This window comes from uncultured Psychrobacillus sp. (genome assembly GCF_938022135.1).
Lineage (GTDB): Bacteria > Bacillota > Bacilli > Bacillales_A > Planococcaceae > Psychrobacillus.
Genome location: NZ_CALIED010000008.1, coordinates 1 through 18,892 on the forward strand (window position 1 = coordinate 1; position 18,892 = coordinate 18,892).

The window sequence follows — 18,892 nt, forward strand, 5'->3', positions numbered from 1 at the left end:
AATAAATGGGAACAGCTTTAGGATCGATAAAGCGCTAATCAATTTACTCGCATAAGCAAAGTTGAAAAACTGTCACCACCCCCAATTTCATCATCTATTTATGTTCTTAATAGCGATTTGAATGTTCCTTTTATATTTACAGTCGCTATAAAAAGAGTTGTTAGTAAAAATCAACCAATAACTTTAACAAAGCTAAAAAAAGACCTTAATATATTATTAAAGTCTTTAAAACATTATCTTTTAAACTCATTTTCATATTTCCTATTTTTACAGAAGAACACGAACGTTAAAAAGAAAATTATATGCATTTAGAATTGGTTTATGTTCATATCTCGGACGCTTTTTCGCGGTCATTTATAAATTTAACTATTTACCTTGCTTCTTTGGGCAGATTTCATATAATACATAATTTCATCTAAAGAGGCTTTCTCTATCACGACATGATCCTCAAAGACTTTTTGTACTTCTTCTGCATCTTTTGACAAAGCTTGAAATACTCCTTGAGAACGTTCTATGTCAATGAAATGCGCTTCTGTATCTCGGTCTAGTAAATCCGTGCTTCCTTTTACAACGACATATCGTTCCTGTAACTCATCTATGCGTTGGTTAAGAAGAATTTTCCCTTTATCAACTAATACAATATAATCAGCAAAACGTTCTAAATCGCTTGTCGTATGCGTTGAAAAAAATATACTCCTTCCCTCATTTACCATAATTCCTTGAAAAATGTCTAGCAACTCTCTGCGAAACGTAGGATCTAATCCTGATGTCGGCTCATCCATAATAATTAATTCAGCATGATGAGATAAGGCAATAGCTATAGAAGCTTTCATTTTCATACCTTTAGAAAAATTTTTAAGAGATTTATTTAGAGGTAACTCAAATTGATTAACATACTGATTAAATTGTTGATCATCCCATGCTTTATAAGCGGGAGCAACTATTTTACTAATTTCTTTTAAATTAAGGGATTGATAAAATATATTGCTGTCATATACGAAGCCTATACGGTTTTTAATTTCTTTCTCATGGCTGGCATAATTTTGTCCAAATACACTTACCTTTCCCTTATCCGGCTGTAAAAGATTCATCATTAACTTGATCATCGTCGATTTACCAGATCCATTCGGACCAATAAATCCTGTTGTGTATCCTTCTTTTATCTGTAAATCTACATTGTCGATAGTTAATGTCTCAAATTTTTTAGAAACCCCCTGGAACTCTATTACATTTCCCATTCCTCTCACTCCTCGTACAGCAGCTTTAATAAATCTTGTAATTCTTCATAAGATAACCCTGATTCTTTACTGTTGGAGATAACCGCACTTAATTGTTCTTCAATTACACGTAATTTTTTCTCTCGAATAACATCTAAATTTTGCTCCGCTATAAATGAACCTTTTCCAACAATTAAATATATGAAGCCTGCCTTTTCTAATTCTTCATATGCTCGTTTTGTAGTAATCACACTGACTCTTAAATCTTTGGCCAATTGTCTAATGGAAGGTAAAGCGGTTCCTTCTTTTAACTCACCTGACAAGATTTTAGTCTGAATTTGTTTGAAAATCTGTTCATAAATCGGTTCCTTTGAACTGTTAGATATAATGATTTGCATGCAGATACCTCCTTTACATCCATGTGTGTATCTATCGTAAACCCCTCGAAAATATTTTCGAAATATAGTTAAAATAAATTTTTATCTTTATCAATTAACTTAATATATTCATCAGTCCATACCTCTTTATATATTATATATATTCACTATATACTATACAACTACCGATTTCTTTAGCCCAGTCACTTAACGTCTAGCATTATAAAAAATCCCACTCCAAATTGGAATGGGATTTCATTTTATTTATTTCTATTTATTAGATCTTCTAATAATGCACTAATTTCCTTGCGTCTTGCTAGTGTCTCTTCCTTTAAAACTTCCAGCTGATATCCTTCATCCGTTGTTGTGATATTCACAATTTCTCCTTCGTTTAAAGTAATATCAAAAGTCGAAATTGGTAGTATCAATTGTTGCAATTCTTCTGGTGCTTCTAAAAAAACATACATACCTTCTTCAATACGATCAAGTGTATATTTTTTACTTAAGCTCACTTACCTTCACTCCCTGAGGATTTAATAGTTGTGCAGGGTCTCCTGAATTGTTCCAAACTTGAGCTCCTGATATTTTAATATATCCAGTACCAGTTTTTCCTTTAGATCCACTTGTTAAGGTTACTTTTTGGTTGGCTTTCAGAGAGTATGTTGGTAAAGTAAAACGCTGATTGCCTTCTACTGATACTATAACCCAATTTTTAAGATCAACCGTTGTTGTACCTATATTCTCCAATACCACTTCTTCAGTTTGTAAGTTCTTGCTTTTGATGACAACTTTTCCATTAGACACGGGAGTAGTTGGTTTAGCGACGGTTCCAGTCCCCGCCGTTGTTCCTGATCCTGTTGTTCCAGTAGTTGTCCCTGTTGCTGTATAGGTTTTACCGTCAACTGAATAGGTTGTTCCATTTGTTTTAACAGTTATTGTACCTGAAATAGCAGTATGGTATATTTTTGAACCAGATGACGATAAACGATTTACTATTGTTTTATTAGGATGACCATATGAATTACTTTCCCCATAGGAAAGAATTGTAACCGCTGGCTTCACAGCATTAATAAACGCAGCAGAGCTACTAGTATCTGATCCGTGGTGACCAGCTTTTAAAATAGTAGATTTCACATTATATTTACTCATCATCTCTGATTCTATTCCTGTATCTGCATCACCCGTTAAAAGGAAGGAAACTTGATTGTAAGTTAGCTTTAATACGATAGATGCGTCATTATTGTCACTTGCATTTGCATCTGCATGAAGTACATTAAACAACAAACCATCAAATGAGATTACTTCACCTTTTTTCGCGGTTTTAAAAATAATGGAGTTATCATTAGTGATTAACTGTATCATTTCTTTGTAAGTATTAGAAGTATGCACTTTACCACTATCTATAAATGTACCAATTTTAATATTAGATTTTAGAACCGATATTAGTCCACCGATATGATCTTCATCAGGGTGTGTAGCTACTACATAATCTAGCTTTGAAATACCTTGAGCCTTAAGGAAATTAAGAACTGGATCATCTTTGGACTTTCCACCACCGTCAATTAACATACTTTTTCCGTTAGGCGACTGGATTAATATCGAATCTCCTTGACCAACATCAATGAAATGTACCTTCATTTCTTTAGCAGATAAAGCTTCTAATTGAGCTAGCTTTGATTTAGATGGTGTTTCATACTTAACTTTTGTGCTTTTTTGTATATAGCTTCCGCCACCTACACCATATAAGCCACCTTGCTCGCTCTTATATGTATACACACGGAATTCTTCGCCCTTTTTCAAATTACGTACGGTTGATAGTGAACCATTCTCTAACTTAACTAATCGTGTGTCCCCTAATATCGTAACCTTACCTATTTGTCCTTTTTTCAGCTCTGTTTTTCCCCACATAACTTTTGTTGCATTGCTTGGGGAAGTAGTTTGCTGTTCTAGTAATGCTAACTTACTTTTTGATGGTGTTTCATATTTCACTTTAGAAGTATCTTTTTGTATAAAGCTTCCGCCGCCTACACCGTAGAGACCGCTATGTTCGCTTTTATAACTATAGACCCGGAACTCTTCACCTTTTGTTAATTTACGTACTTCTTTTAAAGTACCGTTTTCCATTTTTACGAGTTTCGTCTCTTTTAATATAGTAACCTTACCTATTTGTCCTAGCTTAAGCTCTGTTTTCCCCCACATAACTGGAGCGGCCTCAGCAGTTAATTGATTAGAGAAACCTAGACCTACAAATAAAAGTAATACTATAAACATTTTCATCAACTTATTAAACAAAATCATCAACTTCCTTCCATATATTATTATCCTACAAAAATAATAAAAATATGTCGATGGAAGTTTATTGAAACATGAAAAGCGAGGAGGCAGTTCCTCAGCCACCACAAACGCTCTTGTTTGCGACGAGCTTGCGCAGGAGCAGCTTTTATCCATTTGACCCGAGGGGCAAGGCGGTGGAGCTAGACACCAAGAAAAGCGCAAGCGCCTATACCTGCCCCGACAGGCAAATGGAGAAAAGCGAGGAGGCAGTTCCTCAGTCACCGCAGCTTTTACCATTTGACCTCGAGGGGCAAGGCGGTGGAGCTAGACATCAAATTATCCACAGGTTTTAGAATTTTATAATTCTAAACAACAAAAAAATGGTATTCCCTTAGGAAACACCATTAAATTTAGTACTCATATTATCTTTCACATGCCCAGTTATCCTTATCTCTGTCATGCTTTGACGCATAAGCAGGATGCCCTTTTTTTACTCCTTGTGGATATACCTTGTTTAACTCCTTACAGTTTTGAAATTTTGTAGGAGCACCGGGTACAACCTCTATACCATTACCGTTTTCTGATTTTGCAGGTTTTGTCGGGACAGAAGTCTTCGGCGGATTCTCTAAAAGAGCTAATTTTGATTTGGAAGGAGTTTCGTATAGGACATTATTGTTTTTTTGAATATAAGATCCCCCACCAACCCCATATAATCCATTGTGTGTACTTTTATAGCTATATACACGATATTCATCGCCTTGATTCAGCTTTCTTATTGTTTGAAGGGATCCGTCCTCCCCTATCTTCACTAAAGTAGAATCTTTTACTATAGTCGCTTTACCAATTTGACCTAGCTTCAGTTCTGTTTTCCCCCACATGACTATACTTGCAGCTTCCATGCTTGTCCCATTCACAAAAACAAAACTAAACATCAATATCATTGCTATTAACAGCTTCTCTGACTTCTTTTTCATTTCCTCACTCCTACTACAATTACTTTTCTTATATATTTTACCACTTTATGTTTAATAAATGGTAAAAACGGGTAAAAGTTTCATTAGCGAAAAGATTTCATCAAAATGACAGTTATTACCCCTTGTACAATACAAACGTCACTTTGAAAACTTATATGTTATTCAGCAAAATTAAGATCCTCTTTATTTACATAAAAAAGATCAATCATGTAGTTATTCCATAATATTAGTAGTACCGATTTGCCGAAGTTATGAAAATACGTGACTTATACAGGGGCTTTTTGTTTTGAAATCATTTTGCTAATAAATTAGTAGAAAGGGTTGATTTTTATTTAATGACCTATTGCTGAGTTTAGGAGGTTGGAGTTGTATGTTGTATATAGAGGAAACCTCTCATCAAAATGTGAAGGTTTAATGTAATGCACCTATACGACTATATTAAAATAACAAATGACAAGGAGTTTAATAATGAAAAAATTAATCGGATTTATTACGTTAGTAGTTTTGGCTGTATTTCTGACAGCATGTGGTGAAGATGAAACAACTAGAACGTTTGAGGCTGAGCAGAATGGCATTGCAACAACGTTAGAGTACACGGCTAAAGGTGATAAAGTTACAAAGCAAACAACAGAAAATGTTATCGAGTATGAACTAGCTGGTATTGAATCGAAAGAACAGGCGAAAGAACTTTTTGAGCCTATGACCGAACAATTCCAAAACATTGATGGAATAACACATAAACTTGAGTATGATGATACCAAGGCAATCGAATCCTTAGTAATAGATTATGAGGCTGTCGACTTTGATGAAATTATGGACCTGCCAGGTATGACCTTTAGCGAAGACCCTAAAAAAAATGGAATTAGTATGGAAAAATCAGCTGATATGCTAGTTAGTCAAGGCTTTAAGGAAGTAAAATAATGAATGATGAACGCATTTGGATCCTCCAGGTGCGTTTTTTTATCTTACTTATTTCAGATATAAAAAAAGTAAAAGGTATCATCGAAGTCCTCCCTAAACGGGTCTTTGATGTGCCTTTTAAACAAAAAAAAACAGCCCATTTAGATATGGACTGTTTACCCGGTACTATTCGAACAATTAATCAGTACATTAGCTGGATCAATTCCTCTTTCGTTATCCCACCAAAGTATTTTGGTACGTCTACTGATTCTAGAGCTTGTTCAATGGCTTCCTTGCTATAATTTTTGCCTACAAGCAGCACTTCAACCTCTTCCACTTCTCCTACTCCAAAGAAGTCTCCGAAAAATTTAACCTCTTCTATTACTCCCTTGTTCACTTCCAGACGAACGTCTACACTGCCCGTAGGGAATCGGTGGGAATGCTGGATATTAGATTTAGGCGATTTTCCATAGTTCCACTCCCATTTCTGATAACGCTCTTCAGATAGCTTGTGGATATTAGCCCAGTCTTCTTCCGTTAGTTCCCTATATTGAACCTTGTCTTCCCCTCCAAAAATAGAAGAAAGTATCGCTAAGCGGAATTCCTCTATCGTCATCGGCTTGTCCAGTAGATCTACTATATTTGTAACACGACTACGAATGGATTTAATTCCTTTTGACTCAATTTTGTCTTTTTTAACTTTTAATGCAGAAACAACGGCATCGATTTCAGTATCGAACATTAGTGTACCGTGACTGAACATTCTTCCACGAGTGGAGAACTGAGCATTACCAGAGATTTTTTTTCCTCCAGCTAATATATCATTTCTTCCAGATAGCTCTGCATCTACTCCCATTTTCTTTAAAGCGTCTACAACTGGTTGGGTAAACTTTTTAAAGTTACGGAAGCTATCTCCATCGTCCTTCGTCAAGAAGCTGAAATTTAAATTACCAAGATCATGATAAACTGCTCCTCCACCAGAAAGGCGACGTACTGGGATAATACCGTTTTGCTCTACAAAATCTGTATTAATTTCTTCAATTGTGTTTTGATTTCTCCCTATAATGATTGATGGCTGATTTATGTAAAACAGAAGAAATGAATCCTTCTCTACATCCATAGTATTGAGAGCATATTCTTCAATAGCTAAGTTAATGCGTGGATCCGTAATTCCTTTATTATCAATAAAAAACATGGGTATCACTCCTTTATTCCTATTTTAGCAAAAATCTATAGAAAGTGTTGACAAAACATTCTGTGTTATATTACAATGAATTCAATCGAAACAGTTATATAACAGATGGAGGTGGAATATATATGTTAGAAAACGTATTAGAATTTTTCCGTAACCTGCCCAAAAAGAAATGCGTAACATGCGGCGAGCCAATTGAAGAGCAACATGAATGCTATGGGAACCACTGTGATAAATGCAACAACCTATAATTCTTTAAAATTACCAGCTAGAAGCTCCCCTTCCTAGCTGGTTTTTTTGCGTATATGGATGAATGAGTTTAACCATAAATGATTTATTGTTAATAACCAAGTATTATGATAGGATTAATAATAATTATTTTCAGAATTAATAAAATTAAAAGGGAGGATCCATAATGAAGTATGGATTTTGGTTGCCTGTATTCGGTGGATGGTTACGCAATGTAACAGATGAGGATATGCCTGCAACGTTTGAATATGTAAAAAAGCTAGCACAAAATGCGGAAGACTGGGGTTACGATTTAACTTTAATAGCGGAATTAAATCTTAATGATATTAAAGGATTGGAGAGTCCCTCTTTAGATGCATGGTCAACTGCTGCGGCTATCGCAGCCGTCACGAAACGCATAGAAATTTTAACTGCGATTCGACCTGGCTTCCATAATCCTGCGTTAACGGCAAAAGCAGCAGCAAATATAGATCACATCAGCAACGGACGTTTTTCTCTCAATGTTGTATCTGCATGGTGGGAAGGGGAAGCAAGACAATATGGAGGTATCTTTACAGCACATGATGAACGGTATGCACGGACAGAGGAGTTTATCCACATCTTAAAAGGATTATGGAAAGAAACACCTTTTACTTATACTGGCCAGTTCTATCAATATGAAAACACCTACTTGTCTCCGAAGCCAATGAAACAGCATATCCCCCTATATGCTGGTGGAGAAAGTGAAGCTGGGAAGCAAACAATTGCTAAAACTTGTGACTCCTATGTTATGCATGGCGGCACAGTCGAGGAAATTGCTGAAAAAATTAATGATATGAAAAATAGACGCCAATCGCTTGGGGAAAAACCATTAGAAACGTTTGGGATGTCTGCCTATATCATTTGTCGAGATACCGAGGAGGAAGTTCAACAAGAACTTGCTCGCATTACGGAAGTGAAAGAAGGTTCTCCTGGTTATGAGGGCTACAAGGATTTTGTTAGCAAATCTCATCTTAACGTGGAGGTGCAGCTTAAGGATTATTCCGTTTCCAACCGAGGATTACGGCCAGACTTAATAGGCACACCGGAACAACTTGCTAAAAAAATTATTTCGTTTGAGGAAGCTGGAGTAAATCTGTTAATCCTTCAGTTTTCCCCTCAGCACACGGAAATGAAGCGGTTTGCAGAGCAAGTGATGCCTCTAGTAGAAAAATTGAAAAAGGAAAAACAGGAAGTCTAACGGAACAATATGTACAAAATAAAGCTCCTCACATTTTACTTTTCGTAAAATGTGAGGAGCTTTAATAATTTTATATTAAGCTTCTTTTGTTTGTTTAGAATAGCGTTTTGTAAACAATAACATAAAGTATCCGAATGTTATTACTAAGCACACTACCATTACGCCAAGTAAGAAGCTATTATTAAACCAGAAATGACTTAAATCACCTGTAGAAATAGATGCTTTAAAGCTTTGGACTGAGTAAGTCATCGGTAACAATTTATTAAAGAATTGCAACGGTGCTGGTATTAGTTCTAATGGGAATGTACCAGCACTTGTTGTGAGTTGCAGAATTAGGACAATAATTGCAACAAATCTTCCTGGATCACCTAAAATCGAAACAAGCAGCTGTACTAATGCTAAGTATGTGAAGCTTGTAATGACTGCAGAAAGGATGAACAGTCCTACACTTTGAGTTTCAAGCTTTAAGACAAATAGTGCAACCGCAACTACAAACAGCGATTGGATAATTCCTACCACACTTAAAACCGTTATTTTACTAGCAAACCATTTGGCCCCACTTGTTGGAGCAATCGCTGGTTGAACAAATGGGAAGACAATTGAAATTAACAATGCACCGACAAATAACCCAAGTGATAAGAAATAAGGTGTGAAGCCTGTTCCATAGTTAGGTACCTCATTGACCCCTACGACATTAACATCTACAGGGGAAGCGACCATTTCGTAAGTAGATTCAGATGGTGTTACTTCGCCTGCCTGCTCACTTGCTTCTTTTAAGCTAGATTGCAAGGTTTCCGTTCCATCTGCCAATAATTGTGTACCTTCTACTAGTTTAGTAGAACCATCTGCTAATTCACCTGATTTCGTAGCAAGTGTACCAGTACCCTCTTTCAATTGAGATGAGCCGTTAGCTAGCTCGTTCAAGCCATTCACAAGGCTGGAGGATCCAGCATACGCCTGACTGATTCCAGCGTTGAATTCGTTCATTTTTTCATTTAGGATAGTCGTACCACCAGCAAGATTAGATGAACCTTCTACTAATGCTGCTGAAGATGATGCTAATTGAGAAACACCCTGCTTTGCTTGTGAGTAACCTCCACTCAGCTGTTCTGCTCCACTTACTATTTGAGAAGTACCAGTAGTTAAATCCTGAGTTCCACCAGCTAATTGTTCTAAGCCTGAGGAAACTGAGGTACTACCAGCTTCTAGTTGCTTTAATGTCTCTGTAATAGCAGCCGACTGTTCTGGAGGTAAAGCAGCTGTTAACTGACCTAATTGTTGAGATAAGGCTTGGATACCAGCTGTTACATTAGCAGAGCCTTGAGCCAGTTGGTTTGTACTTTCATTCAATTTGGAGCTACTCGCTTGAAGCTTAGCCAAGGAATCTAGCAGGCCTTTTTCCTTTTCGCTAAGTAATTGATAGCTTTCATTTAGTTTATCTACACCAGCTGTGTACTCTTTAATACCACTATTTAAAGCTGCGGCCCCTTCAGCCGTTTGACTAACGCCATTTGTAAGCTGAGAAGAACCATCCGCAAGTGTTCCCAGACCTTCATTTAAATCCTTAGATCCCGTAGCAGCTGTATTAATACCATCAACTACCTTATTAGTACCATCACTCAGCTCAATCGTGCTACTAGCTAATTGTTCTAAGTAGCCTTTTAGGTTAGAGGCACCATTATTAACTTCAGCTACGCCATCTTTTAGCTGCCCTGCCCCATCAGAGGCTTCCGCAAATCCATCACCTAGCTTCGTAATCGAATCAAAAAGCTGTTCAGCATAAGTTGCTGATACTTGCTCATTCACTTCTGCACGAATACGATCCATTGCTGTTTCACCTATTTGCGATGATAAGAAATTAAATCCTTCATTTGCTTTATAAGTGATGACCATTTTTTCTGGCTTCTCATCTAATAAAGTCGTTGCATGTTCAGAGAAGTTTTCTGGAATCTCAATTAATAAATAATAATCTTGGTTTAATAAACCGGCATCTGCCTCTTTTTCAGATACAGATACAAATTTAAATTGGCCACTTTCTCGTAGCTTATCTGTTAACTCCTTACCTAGGGAGAGCTCCGTTCCGTTGTACTCTGCTCCTTCGTCGGAGTTAACAACTGCTACAGGTAGATCACTTAAATTAGCATACGGATCCCAGAAAGCCCATAAGAACATCCCAGCATACATCACTGGAATAAATAAAACTGCAATTATTGAAATCAATAATTTTTTGTTTTTAAAAATACCTTTCCATTCCGATTTTATCATGTCGATTCCTCCTAATACTATATGACCGATATGTTCATTTAGTCACTTTTGACTAAAAAAATGAGTCTCAAATTGCGAGACTTCGAAAAATTGTATCCTGAAAGAAGTTAGCAATATCTTCTTCAGATAATGAATCATCGTGGGTTAAGTTCCAATCATTTACGAATGCAACATAAGCCTTTAATAATAAATATGCTACAAGCTCTGCATTTACCTGTCGGATTTCTCCCTTTTTAACATATTTATTGATTTTCTCACATATGAACGAAACAATAGCTTGCTCGACTTGGCCAATGACATGCTTTACTGCAGGAGTTTTCCATTGTTTTTCCTCATCAATTATTTTTGCATACAATTGATGTGTTTCACGGAACTCTAGCATCTTCATAAGCGCTGCATGAGCATTTTGCTGAAATGGAGCATCTTCTATAATGACATTAACAGCTTCCAGTTTCATTTCTTCAATCATATGAAGGACAATTTCTTGGAACAAGACTTCTTTGTTTTCAAAGAAATTATATATAGTTCCTTTTCCTACATTTGCAATCTTGGCTATTTGCTCCATAGTTGTTGCTTTATATCCGAAAAGAGAAAAGGATTTATTGGCAGCCATTAAAATTTCCTGTTTGCGGTCCATTTGGTTATCCCTCCTCATAAAAAAATGACTAGAAAACCATTTCGGTCAACTAGTCATTATAATACTCTCTATTGTTTATTTACGCAAGTAAAATTTAATGTTTTTCACTCATATGATCCATCGAGTTATCACTATCATCAGGTAACACTTTACTCATATTTGGTGTACCTACTGTAAGCTCTTGTTTAGGCATTACGTGCATATCTCTTGCGGTTGTATGAGCAAACATATAATAAACTCCGTCATGTTCAAAAGTAAAGTCAGCTTCATACACACCATCCTCTGTAAGCTTACCCTCTACCATATGTCCTTCGTCACGAAGTCCTGATTCCCATACCTCGAACTCTACAGAATTTGCATCATTTACTGCTTCCCCATTTTGAGTAACTTTAGCGGAAAGCTTGATATCTTCGTTAATAGGTAACTCTTTAGGTGTTTGAATCTCTACCATAACCTCTTCTAATGTTCCTTGATGACTAGTACTTGAATGTGTTTCTTCCTTTTCACCACAGCCTACCAATGTTAAAGCTACAAGTAGTGCTAGTGAGATAATGACCTTTTTCATTCGAAAAATCCTCCCAGAATGGTAATGTAAAACTCCATATGCTTACTAAAAATACTCTAAAAGCCAATAACTTTTAGAGCATTCTAGCAATCAGTTTGTTAAGCTTTTAAATGCTTCATCACTACGTCCGCCATAGCATCAATAAATTGAGGCTGGTCGTTTGGCATAGCAGGACGCACATAAGTAGCACCGATTTCATCACAAACCACTTTACATTCGTAATCGTTATCGTAAAGAACTTCTAAATGCTCTGAAACAAATCCTACTGGAGTATAAACGAATGTTGTGTAGCCTTTTTCTTTGTGTAAATCATGAGTCAAGTCTTGTACATCTGGTCCAATCCATGGTTCAGGAGTTTGACCAGCACTTTGCCAGCCTACTGCATAATTTTTTACACCAGCAGCCTCAGCGATTAAATCTGCTGTTTCTTTTAGTTGATCCTCATATGGATCTCCCAAAGTTTTAATTTTTTCAGGTAAAGAGTGAGCAGAAACAACTAAACAAGCTTTTTCACGTTGCTCTTCCGACATATTAGCAAAAGCCTCGCTTACTTTCTCGCTCCAGTATTGAATGAATTTCGGCTCTGTATACCAGCTTTCTACTGAAGTTATTTTAAGGTTGCCTAGTTTTTCAGCCTCTTCTTTGATACGTCCATTATATGATTTAACAGAGAACGTTGAGAAATGTGGAGCCAACACGATGGAAACGGCTTCCGTGATTCCATCCTTATGCATTTCTGCCACTGCATCCTCTAAGAAAGGTTCAATATGCTTTAAGCCAATATATAACTTAAACTCAATGTCATCTTGTACTTCATTTAAACGTTCGCAAAGACCTTTTGCTTGGTTTTCTGTGATTTTAGCTAGCGGAGAAATTCCTCCAATTGCTTTATAGCGACCAGTTAAATCCTCTAATTGTTCTTCGCTTGGTTTACGACCATGACGAATATGCGTATAGTAACGTTCAATATCCGCTTCTTCATATGGAGTTCCATATGCCATTACTAATAATCCCATTGTTTTCTTCATTTTTGTCACCTCAAAAGTTATTTTAGTTAGATTTCGCTGCAATAAGTTCTCTACTATAATCATGGATAAACGAAGTTAAGCGTTTTAAAACATCCGGATCAACTTCTGGGAACACGCCGTGACCTAGATTGAAAATATGACTAGGGTGAGCTACACCTTGTTCAATAATCAATTTTGCACGTTTCTCAATTTCTGCCCAATCCCCAATTAAATAAGATGGATCCAAGTTACCCATTAGTGGTTTAGTTAATCCTTTTGCACGAGCTTCCTCAATGGATAGGCGCCAATCGATACCTACTACATCTACAGGTAGATCATGCCACTCCATTGCCAGGTGGCTAGCTCCTACACCAAAAGTGATTAACGGAACACCGGTTTCACGCAACTCAGAAAAGATGCGTGTCATAATAGGCTTGATGAAAATACGATAATCTTCTACATTTAATGCACCAACCCAAGAGTCAAAAATTTGGATGGCCTTAGCTCCAGCTTTAACTTGAGCTTTTATGTAAATAACAATCATATCAGCAAGCTTGTCCATTAAAGCAAACCATGCTTGTGGCTCAGATACCATAAATGATTTCGTTTTGTTATAGCTTCTAGATGGTCCGCCCTCAATCATGTAGCTTGCTAATGTGAATGGAGCACCTGCAAAACCAATTAGTGGAACATTTAATTGTTCTGTCGTTAATAATTTGATAGTATCTAAAACAAATGGTACGTGGTCTTCTGGAGAGAATTCTCCTAGTTTTTCCACATCTTGTACGGTACGTATTGGATTTGAAATGACTGGTCCAACACCAGATTTTATTTTTACGTCTACTCCGATTCCTACAAGTGGAGTTACAATGTCTTTATAAAGAATAGCCGCATCTACATTGTAGTTTTCTACTGGTAGACGTGTTACATACGCACAAAGCTCTGGCTCGTGGGTAATTTGTTCTAAAGAATATTTTTCTTTAATTTTTCTATATTCTGGTTGCGATCTTCCCGCTTGCCTCATATACCATACAGGTGTATGTTCCACTTTCTCACCGCGCGCTGCACGTAAAAGTGTGTCGTTAAAAGTAGTCATTTCATTTCCTGCCCTTCTTATGAACATGTTATTTTATACCTAAATACATTACATGATAATACTTTACTACAATGCCTGAAGAAAATCTTTTGAATTGCCTTTGATAACGATTACATTCCGTTTCCAATATACGCTTCAACTATAGACGTTTCTTGAATTAATGTATAGTTATAAACGGGAATTGTCATAAATTTGTCCTGATTTCAAACCATCCTGAAAAAAGGTTGTTTTTAAATTTGCAAATTAGGGGAAAATATAAATACAAAATATAAATATACTGGAGGAAGTTTAATGAAATTATATATGACGTCCGGAACGCCTGAGTTTATGCAGTCCATAAAAGATAAACATCCCAATGAAAATATATACATTTTACATGGGACGGGAAATTCAGTTCTCATTCATGAAACGACTGGTAAAACTGTCTTTCAAGTCCCTCGTATTTATGAAATTTTAGAATCTCGAGGCAGTTTTAATGAGAATGGATATTTTGTCCTTCACCACATCCCCGTATCAGATGAAGGTAAACCAATATTTGAACATCAATATACAAACCTGTCTCCAACTGTTGAATCTGAACCAGGCTTCATAGCTTTACGCGTTTTAAAACCTTTAAAATCAGATACTTATATTATCTTATCAGAATGGAATGGACCTAATAGCTATGGGATTTGGGAAAAGTCTGTTGCACTAGACTTCACCAGTGTCGCAGATAAGCAACAGTTATTTACAAGCGCCCCTTATATATCGACCTATCGTTCGAAAACAAAAGAGGAATAATAATAGAGATTAATAAAGAAACACTAGAGGCTGGGAAAAACCCACCTTAGAAATTCAAAAGCCCTGGAAATTTTACTGTTTGTAAATTTTCAGGGCTTTTTTTGCCACTTCATCATCGTTGTTCTCCGCTTCAGCGGACGCTTTCCTGGGGGCACGTTGCCTTAGCCTGTAGTCTCTCCCACGCGCTTGTCCCCTAGGAGTCGCCGCTTTCGCTATGAACAACTAGTGTTTCCCTCTATATTTAGTAAATATCAAAACTATTCCAAGCACCCAAAAGTGAGACTAATTATGTCCCAATCTCTCTTAATTTTAATATGTACAAAAATTAAATTAATGATTCCTATTTTTGTAAAACACAACCACAAAGAAGATGATGCGATTTGCTAATTCAAGATTTATGCTTGATTAATGAGGCGCTTCGGGGCTGCTTATGGGCTGTGTATGGGACACTTTCCGACTGGTTATGGGCGTTTCCCACCTTTACGGGCGCTTTTCTTTGATTTATGGGACACTTTCCGACTGCCTATGGGCGATTCACACCTTTACGGGCGCTTTTCTTTGATTTATGGGTCACTTCGGACCTGTTTATGGGCGCTTTCTTACTCTTTATGGGACACTTTCCGCCAACCTATGGGCGATTCCTACGTTTATGGACTCTTTTCTTTGATTTATGGGTCACTTCCACCTTGTTTATGGGCGTTTTCCATACTCTTTATGGGACACTTTCCGCCTGCTTATGGGCGATTACTACCTTTACGGGCGCTTGTTCCTGATTTATGGGACACTTCCTCCCTACTTATGGGCTCTTTCCATACTCTTTATGGGGCACTCCAACCTACTTACTCCATACTTTGTTTCTCAAATAAAAAAACTGCAAACTACTCAATTTACTTGAGTGTATTTGCAGTTTTTTCAACAATTAGATTTTACTCATTCGCAAAGTTAGCTCTGACACTACTAACACGGCTACTGGTACTAAGTATGTGATGGGAGAATTTCCGCCTTGGATTAGAACACCTATCAAAACAGCCGCTGCTTGAATGAACTGAAGGATCCTAATCAAACGCGCAACTGATTGCTTTCTTGCGTCCTTTTCAATAGGAAACAAAAGATCCATTCTAAATTCATATCCTGACAATAGTGCATGCTTAATCTGAATAACTGTAGCAAAGGAAAGGGCAGCGGCAAATATGATGGATACGATTGGGAACGGAATGAATATAGCTCCGATGATCGCAAGTCCAGTTAAACGCAGCCACAAATAGAAAAAGTCATTCGTTCGGATGAAAGTCCTCATAACTAAGTAAAGCTGGGTATTTTTTTGTCTATATCTCGCCAGCTTATAAAATACATCCAACCATTTTCTTCTTTTGGTTGCTCCACGAATATGTGGAACGTCGGTAAAGTAATTAGCAAATCGGTAAAATCTCATCATACGAGATTGCTCAACTACAATAAAGTGTTCAAATGGAAATGGAACTTCTTTTTTCTTTTTCACCCATGCCATTGTATAAATAAATTGTACAATAGCCACTAAAATCACAAATAAATAGCTTCCATTCAATAGGAAATACAGTGCTACTAATACAAGTAGAAAGCGTAGAAAACGGTCTCCCCATACGCCTCTTCCATTAGCAGCCCATCGGAAGTTGAACTCTGTATGGATGCTCCAATACTTCAATACTAATAAAAATATCAATAGAGCAATAATTTCTTCTCTTGTACTACCAGCTACTCTTGTAAGTAAAGGAATTGCCACAACATATGCAGCCAAGGTGACTACGATTGAAGAGAAATAGGTCCAACGAAGTGCCAGTCGTAGATATTCCCCTAGCTTTGTTTCTAACGGCAAAAAATACACACTGTCTGCATTTTTTAACAGAGTAACAGGTGTGCTTAATGTAACTAAGATACTTAAGATAAACGCAACTACCAAATATGCGGGAAAATCCTTAGGAGCTGTGTTTAGCCATCCACTATACGTATAGCCTAGCGCGCCAATCGCAAATACGATAACAATAGCCAAATGACCAGAAACAATAAATTTCATGTATTTCTGAAGCTCATTTATATAGAAGACAAATCGCTTACTCCATACTTCACGCAAATTATTCATCTTGTTGTTCCTTTGTCATTTCGATGTAAAGATCATCTAATGTAGCATATGGCATGTTAAATGCTGCTCGTAAGTCCGTCATCGTTCCTTGTGCACGAATTTTCCCATTATGCAAAAGAAGTATGCGATCACAATATCGTTCAGCTGTTGATAGAATATGTGTCGACATGAGGACAGAAGCCCCCTCATCCTTTCTTGCTTTCATCTGATCCAGTAGTGATTGAATACCTAAAGGGTCCAGACCTACAAACGGTTCATCAATAATGTATAGGGATGGACTCACTAAAAATGCACACATAATCATCACTTTTTGACGCATTCCCTTAGAAAAATGAGTTGGAAACCAGTTTAATCGTTTTTCCATACGAAACTCTTTTAATAGGGAAGTTTTTCTTGCCTCAAATACATCCTTGTCCAAATTGTAGGCCATAGCCGTAAGCTCTAAATGTTCATTTAACGTTAACTCGTCATATAATACCGGCGTTTCTGGTATATAAGAAAAAGAAGAGCGATATAGTGCTGGGTCGTCCTTTAACGTCTTTCCGTTTAGTAGAATTTCCCCGTTTGCGGCATTCATTGTTCCAATAATATGCTTGATCGTTGTACTTTTCCCAGCACCATTCAGCCCGATTAAACCTACAAGCTCTCCTTTACCAATAGAAAAGTCCAAATCATGCAATACAGGCTTTCTTGTATATCCACCTGTTACATTTTTTACTTCTAGTACAGTCATTTCTACACCTCACTTCTTCTTAATTATAATTTTACCAAAGCCTGCCTTAAAAATCTTCTGTCATTTTATTTCTATCTCTCAAATTGTTAAAAAGAAAAACAAACTTGTCCTATTATATGTTAAACTCATCCTAATAATGAATAGGAGGTTTTTTCATGAGTAACTGTATTTTTTGTAAAATAATTGATGGCTCTATCCCTAGTGCTAAAATTTATGAGGATGAACATGTGTATGCTTTTATGGATATTATGCCTCTGACAAAGGGACATACGTTAATCATTCCTAAATCCCACAAGGAAAATGTATATGACTTAAGCGAAGAAGAGGCTAGCAATTTATTTAAGGTAGTTCCAAAAATTGCGTCTGCATTAAAGGATACGTTTGGACCTGTTGGGATGAACCTATTAAATAATAACGGTGCCCCTGCCGGACAAAGCGTTTTCCATTTTCATTTGCATTTTATCCCTCGCTACGATCAAACCGATGGGCTGAAGCTCACTTGGAATACGAAGGAAAAAACCTATTCATCCGAAATGATTCAGGACTTGGCAAAAGAACTGTCAAATAAATTATCTGCCAACTAATTGCTTTTAAAAGGAAAAAGATTTACAATCAATAATAAGTTTCTTGCTAACGATCACGAGGATACGTTAGGAGAACTAAACAGCCTGAGAAAAGTTGAGGAGAGATGAGAAATGAATACGAAGAATCTTGTACTAATGTCTTTACTAGTTGGTGTAGGAGCAGTGCTTTACATTATTATTCCCGGTATTAACGGGGGTATGAAACCAGACTTTATGTTGACCATGATGTTTATTGGAATACTATTATTTCCCGAGGTCAAAAGTGTATTTTTACTAGGGTTCTCCACAGGAATAATTTCAGGATTATTTTCTACCTTCCCTGGTGGCTTTGTTCCAAATATAATTGATAAGACAATCACTGCATTTGTTTTCTTTGGTCTAGTTATTTTATTAAACAAATTAGCTAACAAATTGGCCGTAGCAGTTGCTTTAACTTGCGTCGGCACTTTAATATCAGGAACTGTTTTCCTATCCACCGCTATTTTCATATTTAATGCGGGCGCGGTATTTACAGAACTCTTCCTAATAGTCGTTTTACCAGCAATACTTATAAATGGCATAGCATTTTTTATCATTTATCCAATTGTTGTAAAACTTGTGAAACGCTCTAATTTTAATACTGCACTTACCATTTAACACAAGAAAAGCGCAAGCGCCTATGTCTGCCCCGACAGGCAAATGGGGAAATGCGAGGAGGCAGTTCCTCA

At 36.8% G+C, this 18,892-nt stretch carries 20 protein-coding genes; 7 read left to right on the forward strand and 13 right to left on the reverse strand.

The genetic code is table 11. From position 1 onward, the window contains the following. Positions 1-362: 362 nt before the first annotated feature. From Q0371_RS01005 to Q0371_RS01020, 4 genes are all read right to left on the reverse strand, one after another. Complete coding sequence (locus Q0371_RS01005; protein WP_298467144.1) at positions 363-1,238, reverse strand: ABC transporter ATP-binding protein; 876 nt, start codon at positions 1,236-1,238, stop codon at positions 363-365. Between the two features lie 5 nt (positions 1,239-1,243). Next, positions 1,244-1,615 carry a GntR family transcriptional regulator gene (locus tag Q0371_RS01010; protein WP_298467147.1) on the reverse strand — a complete coding sequence of 124 codons (372 nt, stop codon included), beginning with the start codon at positions 1,613-1,615 and terminating at the stop codon, positions 1,244-1,246. A 239-nt stretch (positions 1,616-1,854) separates the two neighbouring features. Beyond that, on the reverse strand, positions 1,855-2,106 hold the full coding sequence (locus Q0371_RS01015; protein WP_298467150.1) for a DUF3006 family protein: 252 nt from the start codon (positions 2,104-2,106) through the stop codon (positions 1,855-1,857). Further along, a complete protein-coding gene (locus Q0371_RS01020) occupies positions 2,093-3,892 on the reverse strand; it encodes an MBL fold metallo-hydrolase (RefSeq protein WP_298467152.1) in 1,800 nt (599 codons plus the stop codon). The genes Q0371_RS01015 and Q0371_RS01020 overlap by 14 nt, the downstream gene beginning before the upstream one ends. Before the next feature lie 170 nt (positions 3,893-4,062). On the opposite strand from Q0371_RS01020, the gene Q0371_RS01025 reads away from it, so the two are divergent. Beyond that, on the forward strand, positions 4,063-4,221 hold the full coding sequence (locus Q0371_RS01025; protein WP_298467156.1) for a hypothetical protein: 159 nt from the start codon (positions 4,063-4,065) through the stop codon (positions 4,219-4,221). 69 nt (positions 4,222-4,290) lie between these two features. Here Q0371_RS01025 and Q0371_RS01030 read toward each other — a convergent pair whose 3' ends face one another. Next, on the reverse strand, positions 4,291-4,842 hold the full coding sequence (locus tag Q0371_RS01030; protein ID WP_169360265.1) for an excalibur calcium-binding domain-containing protein: 552 nt from the start codon (positions 4,840-4,842) through the stop codon (positions 4,291-4,293). Positions 4,843-5,310: 468 nt separating this feature from the next. Here Q0371_RS01030 and Q0371_RS01035 point away from each other — a divergent pair, with 468 nt between their 5' ends. Next, positions 5,311-5,763 carry a DUF1307 domain-containing protein gene (locus tag Q0371_RS01035; RefSeq protein WP_169360266.1) on the forward strand — a complete coding sequence of 151 codons (453 nt, stop codon included), beginning with the start codon at positions 5,311-5,313 and terminating at the stop codon, positions 5,761-5,763. Positions 5,764-5,944: 181 nt separating this feature from the next. Here Q0371_RS01035 and Q0371_RS01040 read toward each other — a convergent pair whose 3' ends face one another. Beyond that, a complete protein-coding gene (locus Q0371_RS01040; RefSeq protein WP_298467164.1) occupies positions 5,945-6,937 on the reverse strand; it encodes a lipoate--protein ligase in 993 nt (330 codons plus the stop codon). A 122-nt stretch (positions 6,938-7,059) separates the two neighbouring features. Between Q0371_RS01040 and yhfH the strand changes: the two genes are divergently transcribed. Next, positions 7,060-7,185, forward strand: a complete 126-nt coding sequence (gene yhfH / locus Q0371_RS01045) for a protein YhfH (RefSeq protein ID WP_169360268.1) — start codon at positions 7,060-7,062, stop codon at positions 7,183-7,185. Positions 7,186-7,349: 164 nt separating this feature from the next. Further along, positions 7,350-8,402 carry an LLM class flavin-dependent oxidoreductase gene (locus tag Q0371_RS01050; protein ID WP_298467169.1) on the forward strand — a complete coding sequence of 351 codons (1,053 nt, stop codon included), beginning with the start codon at positions 7,350-7,352 and terminating at the stop codon, positions 8,400-8,402. Between the two features lie 75 nt (positions 8,403-8,477). On the opposite strand, the gene Q0371_RS01055 is transcribed toward Q0371_RS01050, so the two are convergent. From Q0371_RS01055 to hemE, 5 genes are all read right to left on the reverse strand, one after another. After that, entirely contained in the window at positions 8,478-10,667 is a 2,190-nt protein-coding gene (locus Q0371_RS01055; RefSeq protein ID WP_298467172.1) for a YhgE/Pip domain-containing protein, read from the reverse strand. Between the two features lie 67 nt (positions 10,668-10,734). Further along, positions 10,735-11,304 (reverse strand): TetR/AcrR family transcriptional regulator, encoded by a 570-nt coding sequence (locus Q0371_RS01060; protein WP_298467175.1) that lies wholly within the window; start codon positions 11,302-11,304, stop codon positions 10,735-10,737. A gap of 94 nt (positions 11,305-11,398) precedes the next feature. Further along, complete coding sequence (locus tag Q0371_RS01065; RefSeq protein WP_298467178.1) at positions 11,399-11,869, reverse strand: FixH family protein; 471 nt, start codon at positions 11,867-11,869, stop codon at positions 11,399-11,401. Between the two features lie 98 nt (positions 11,870-11,967). Then, a complete protein-coding gene (gene hemH / locus Q0371_RS01070) occupies positions 11,968-12,897 on the reverse strand; it encodes a ferrochelatase (protein ID WP_298467181.1) in 930 nt (309 codons plus the stop codon). 22 nt (positions 12,898-12,919) lie between these two features. Further along, positions 12,920-13,972 carry a uroporphyrinogen decarboxylase gene (hemE, locus tag Q0371_RS01075; RefSeq protein WP_251556829.1) on the reverse strand — a complete coding sequence of 351 codons (1,053 nt, stop codon included), beginning with the start codon at positions 13,970-13,972 and terminating at the stop codon, positions 12,920-12,922. Between the two features lie 291 nt (positions 13,973-14,263). Between hemE and Q0371_RS01080 the strand changes: the two genes are divergently transcribed. After that, on the forward strand, positions 14,264-14,752 hold the full coding sequence (locus tag Q0371_RS01080) for an antibiotic biosynthesis monooxygenase (protein ID WP_298467187.1): 489 nt from the start codon (positions 14,264-14,266) through the stop codon (positions 14,750-14,752). 919 nt (positions 14,753-15,671) lie between these two features. On the opposite strand, the gene Q0371_RS01085 is transcribed toward Q0371_RS01080, so the two are convergent. Both Q0371_RS01085 and Q0371_RS01090 read right to left on the reverse strand, forming a co-directional pair. After that, positions 15,672-16,868, reverse strand: coding sequence for an ABC transporter permease (locus tag Q0371_RS01085; RefSeq protein WP_298467192.1), 1,197 nt, complete (start codon positions 16,866-16,868; stop codon positions 15,672-15,674). Beyond that, a complete protein-coding gene (locus Q0371_RS01090) occupies positions 16,861-17,601 on the reverse strand; it encodes an ABC transporter ATP-binding protein (protein WP_169361379.1) in 741 nt (246 codons plus the stop codon). The genes Q0371_RS01085 and Q0371_RS01090 overlap by 8 nt, the downstream gene beginning before the upstream one ends. Before the next feature lie 155 nt (positions 17,602-17,756). On the opposite strand from Q0371_RS01090, the gene Q0371_RS01095 reads away from it, so the two are divergent. Beyond that, entirely contained in the window at positions 17,757-18,185 is a 429-nt protein-coding gene (locus Q0371_RS01095; RefSeq protein WP_298467197.1) for an HIT family protein, read from the forward strand. 111 nt (positions 18,186-18,296) lie between these two features. Next, positions 18,297-18,821 carry a tryptophan transporter gene (locus Q0371_RS01100; protein WP_298467201.1) on the forward strand — a complete coding sequence of 175 codons (525 nt, stop codon included), beginning with the start codon at positions 18,297-18,299 and terminating at the stop codon, positions 18,819-18,821. Positions 18,822-18,892: the final 71 nt, after the last annotated feature.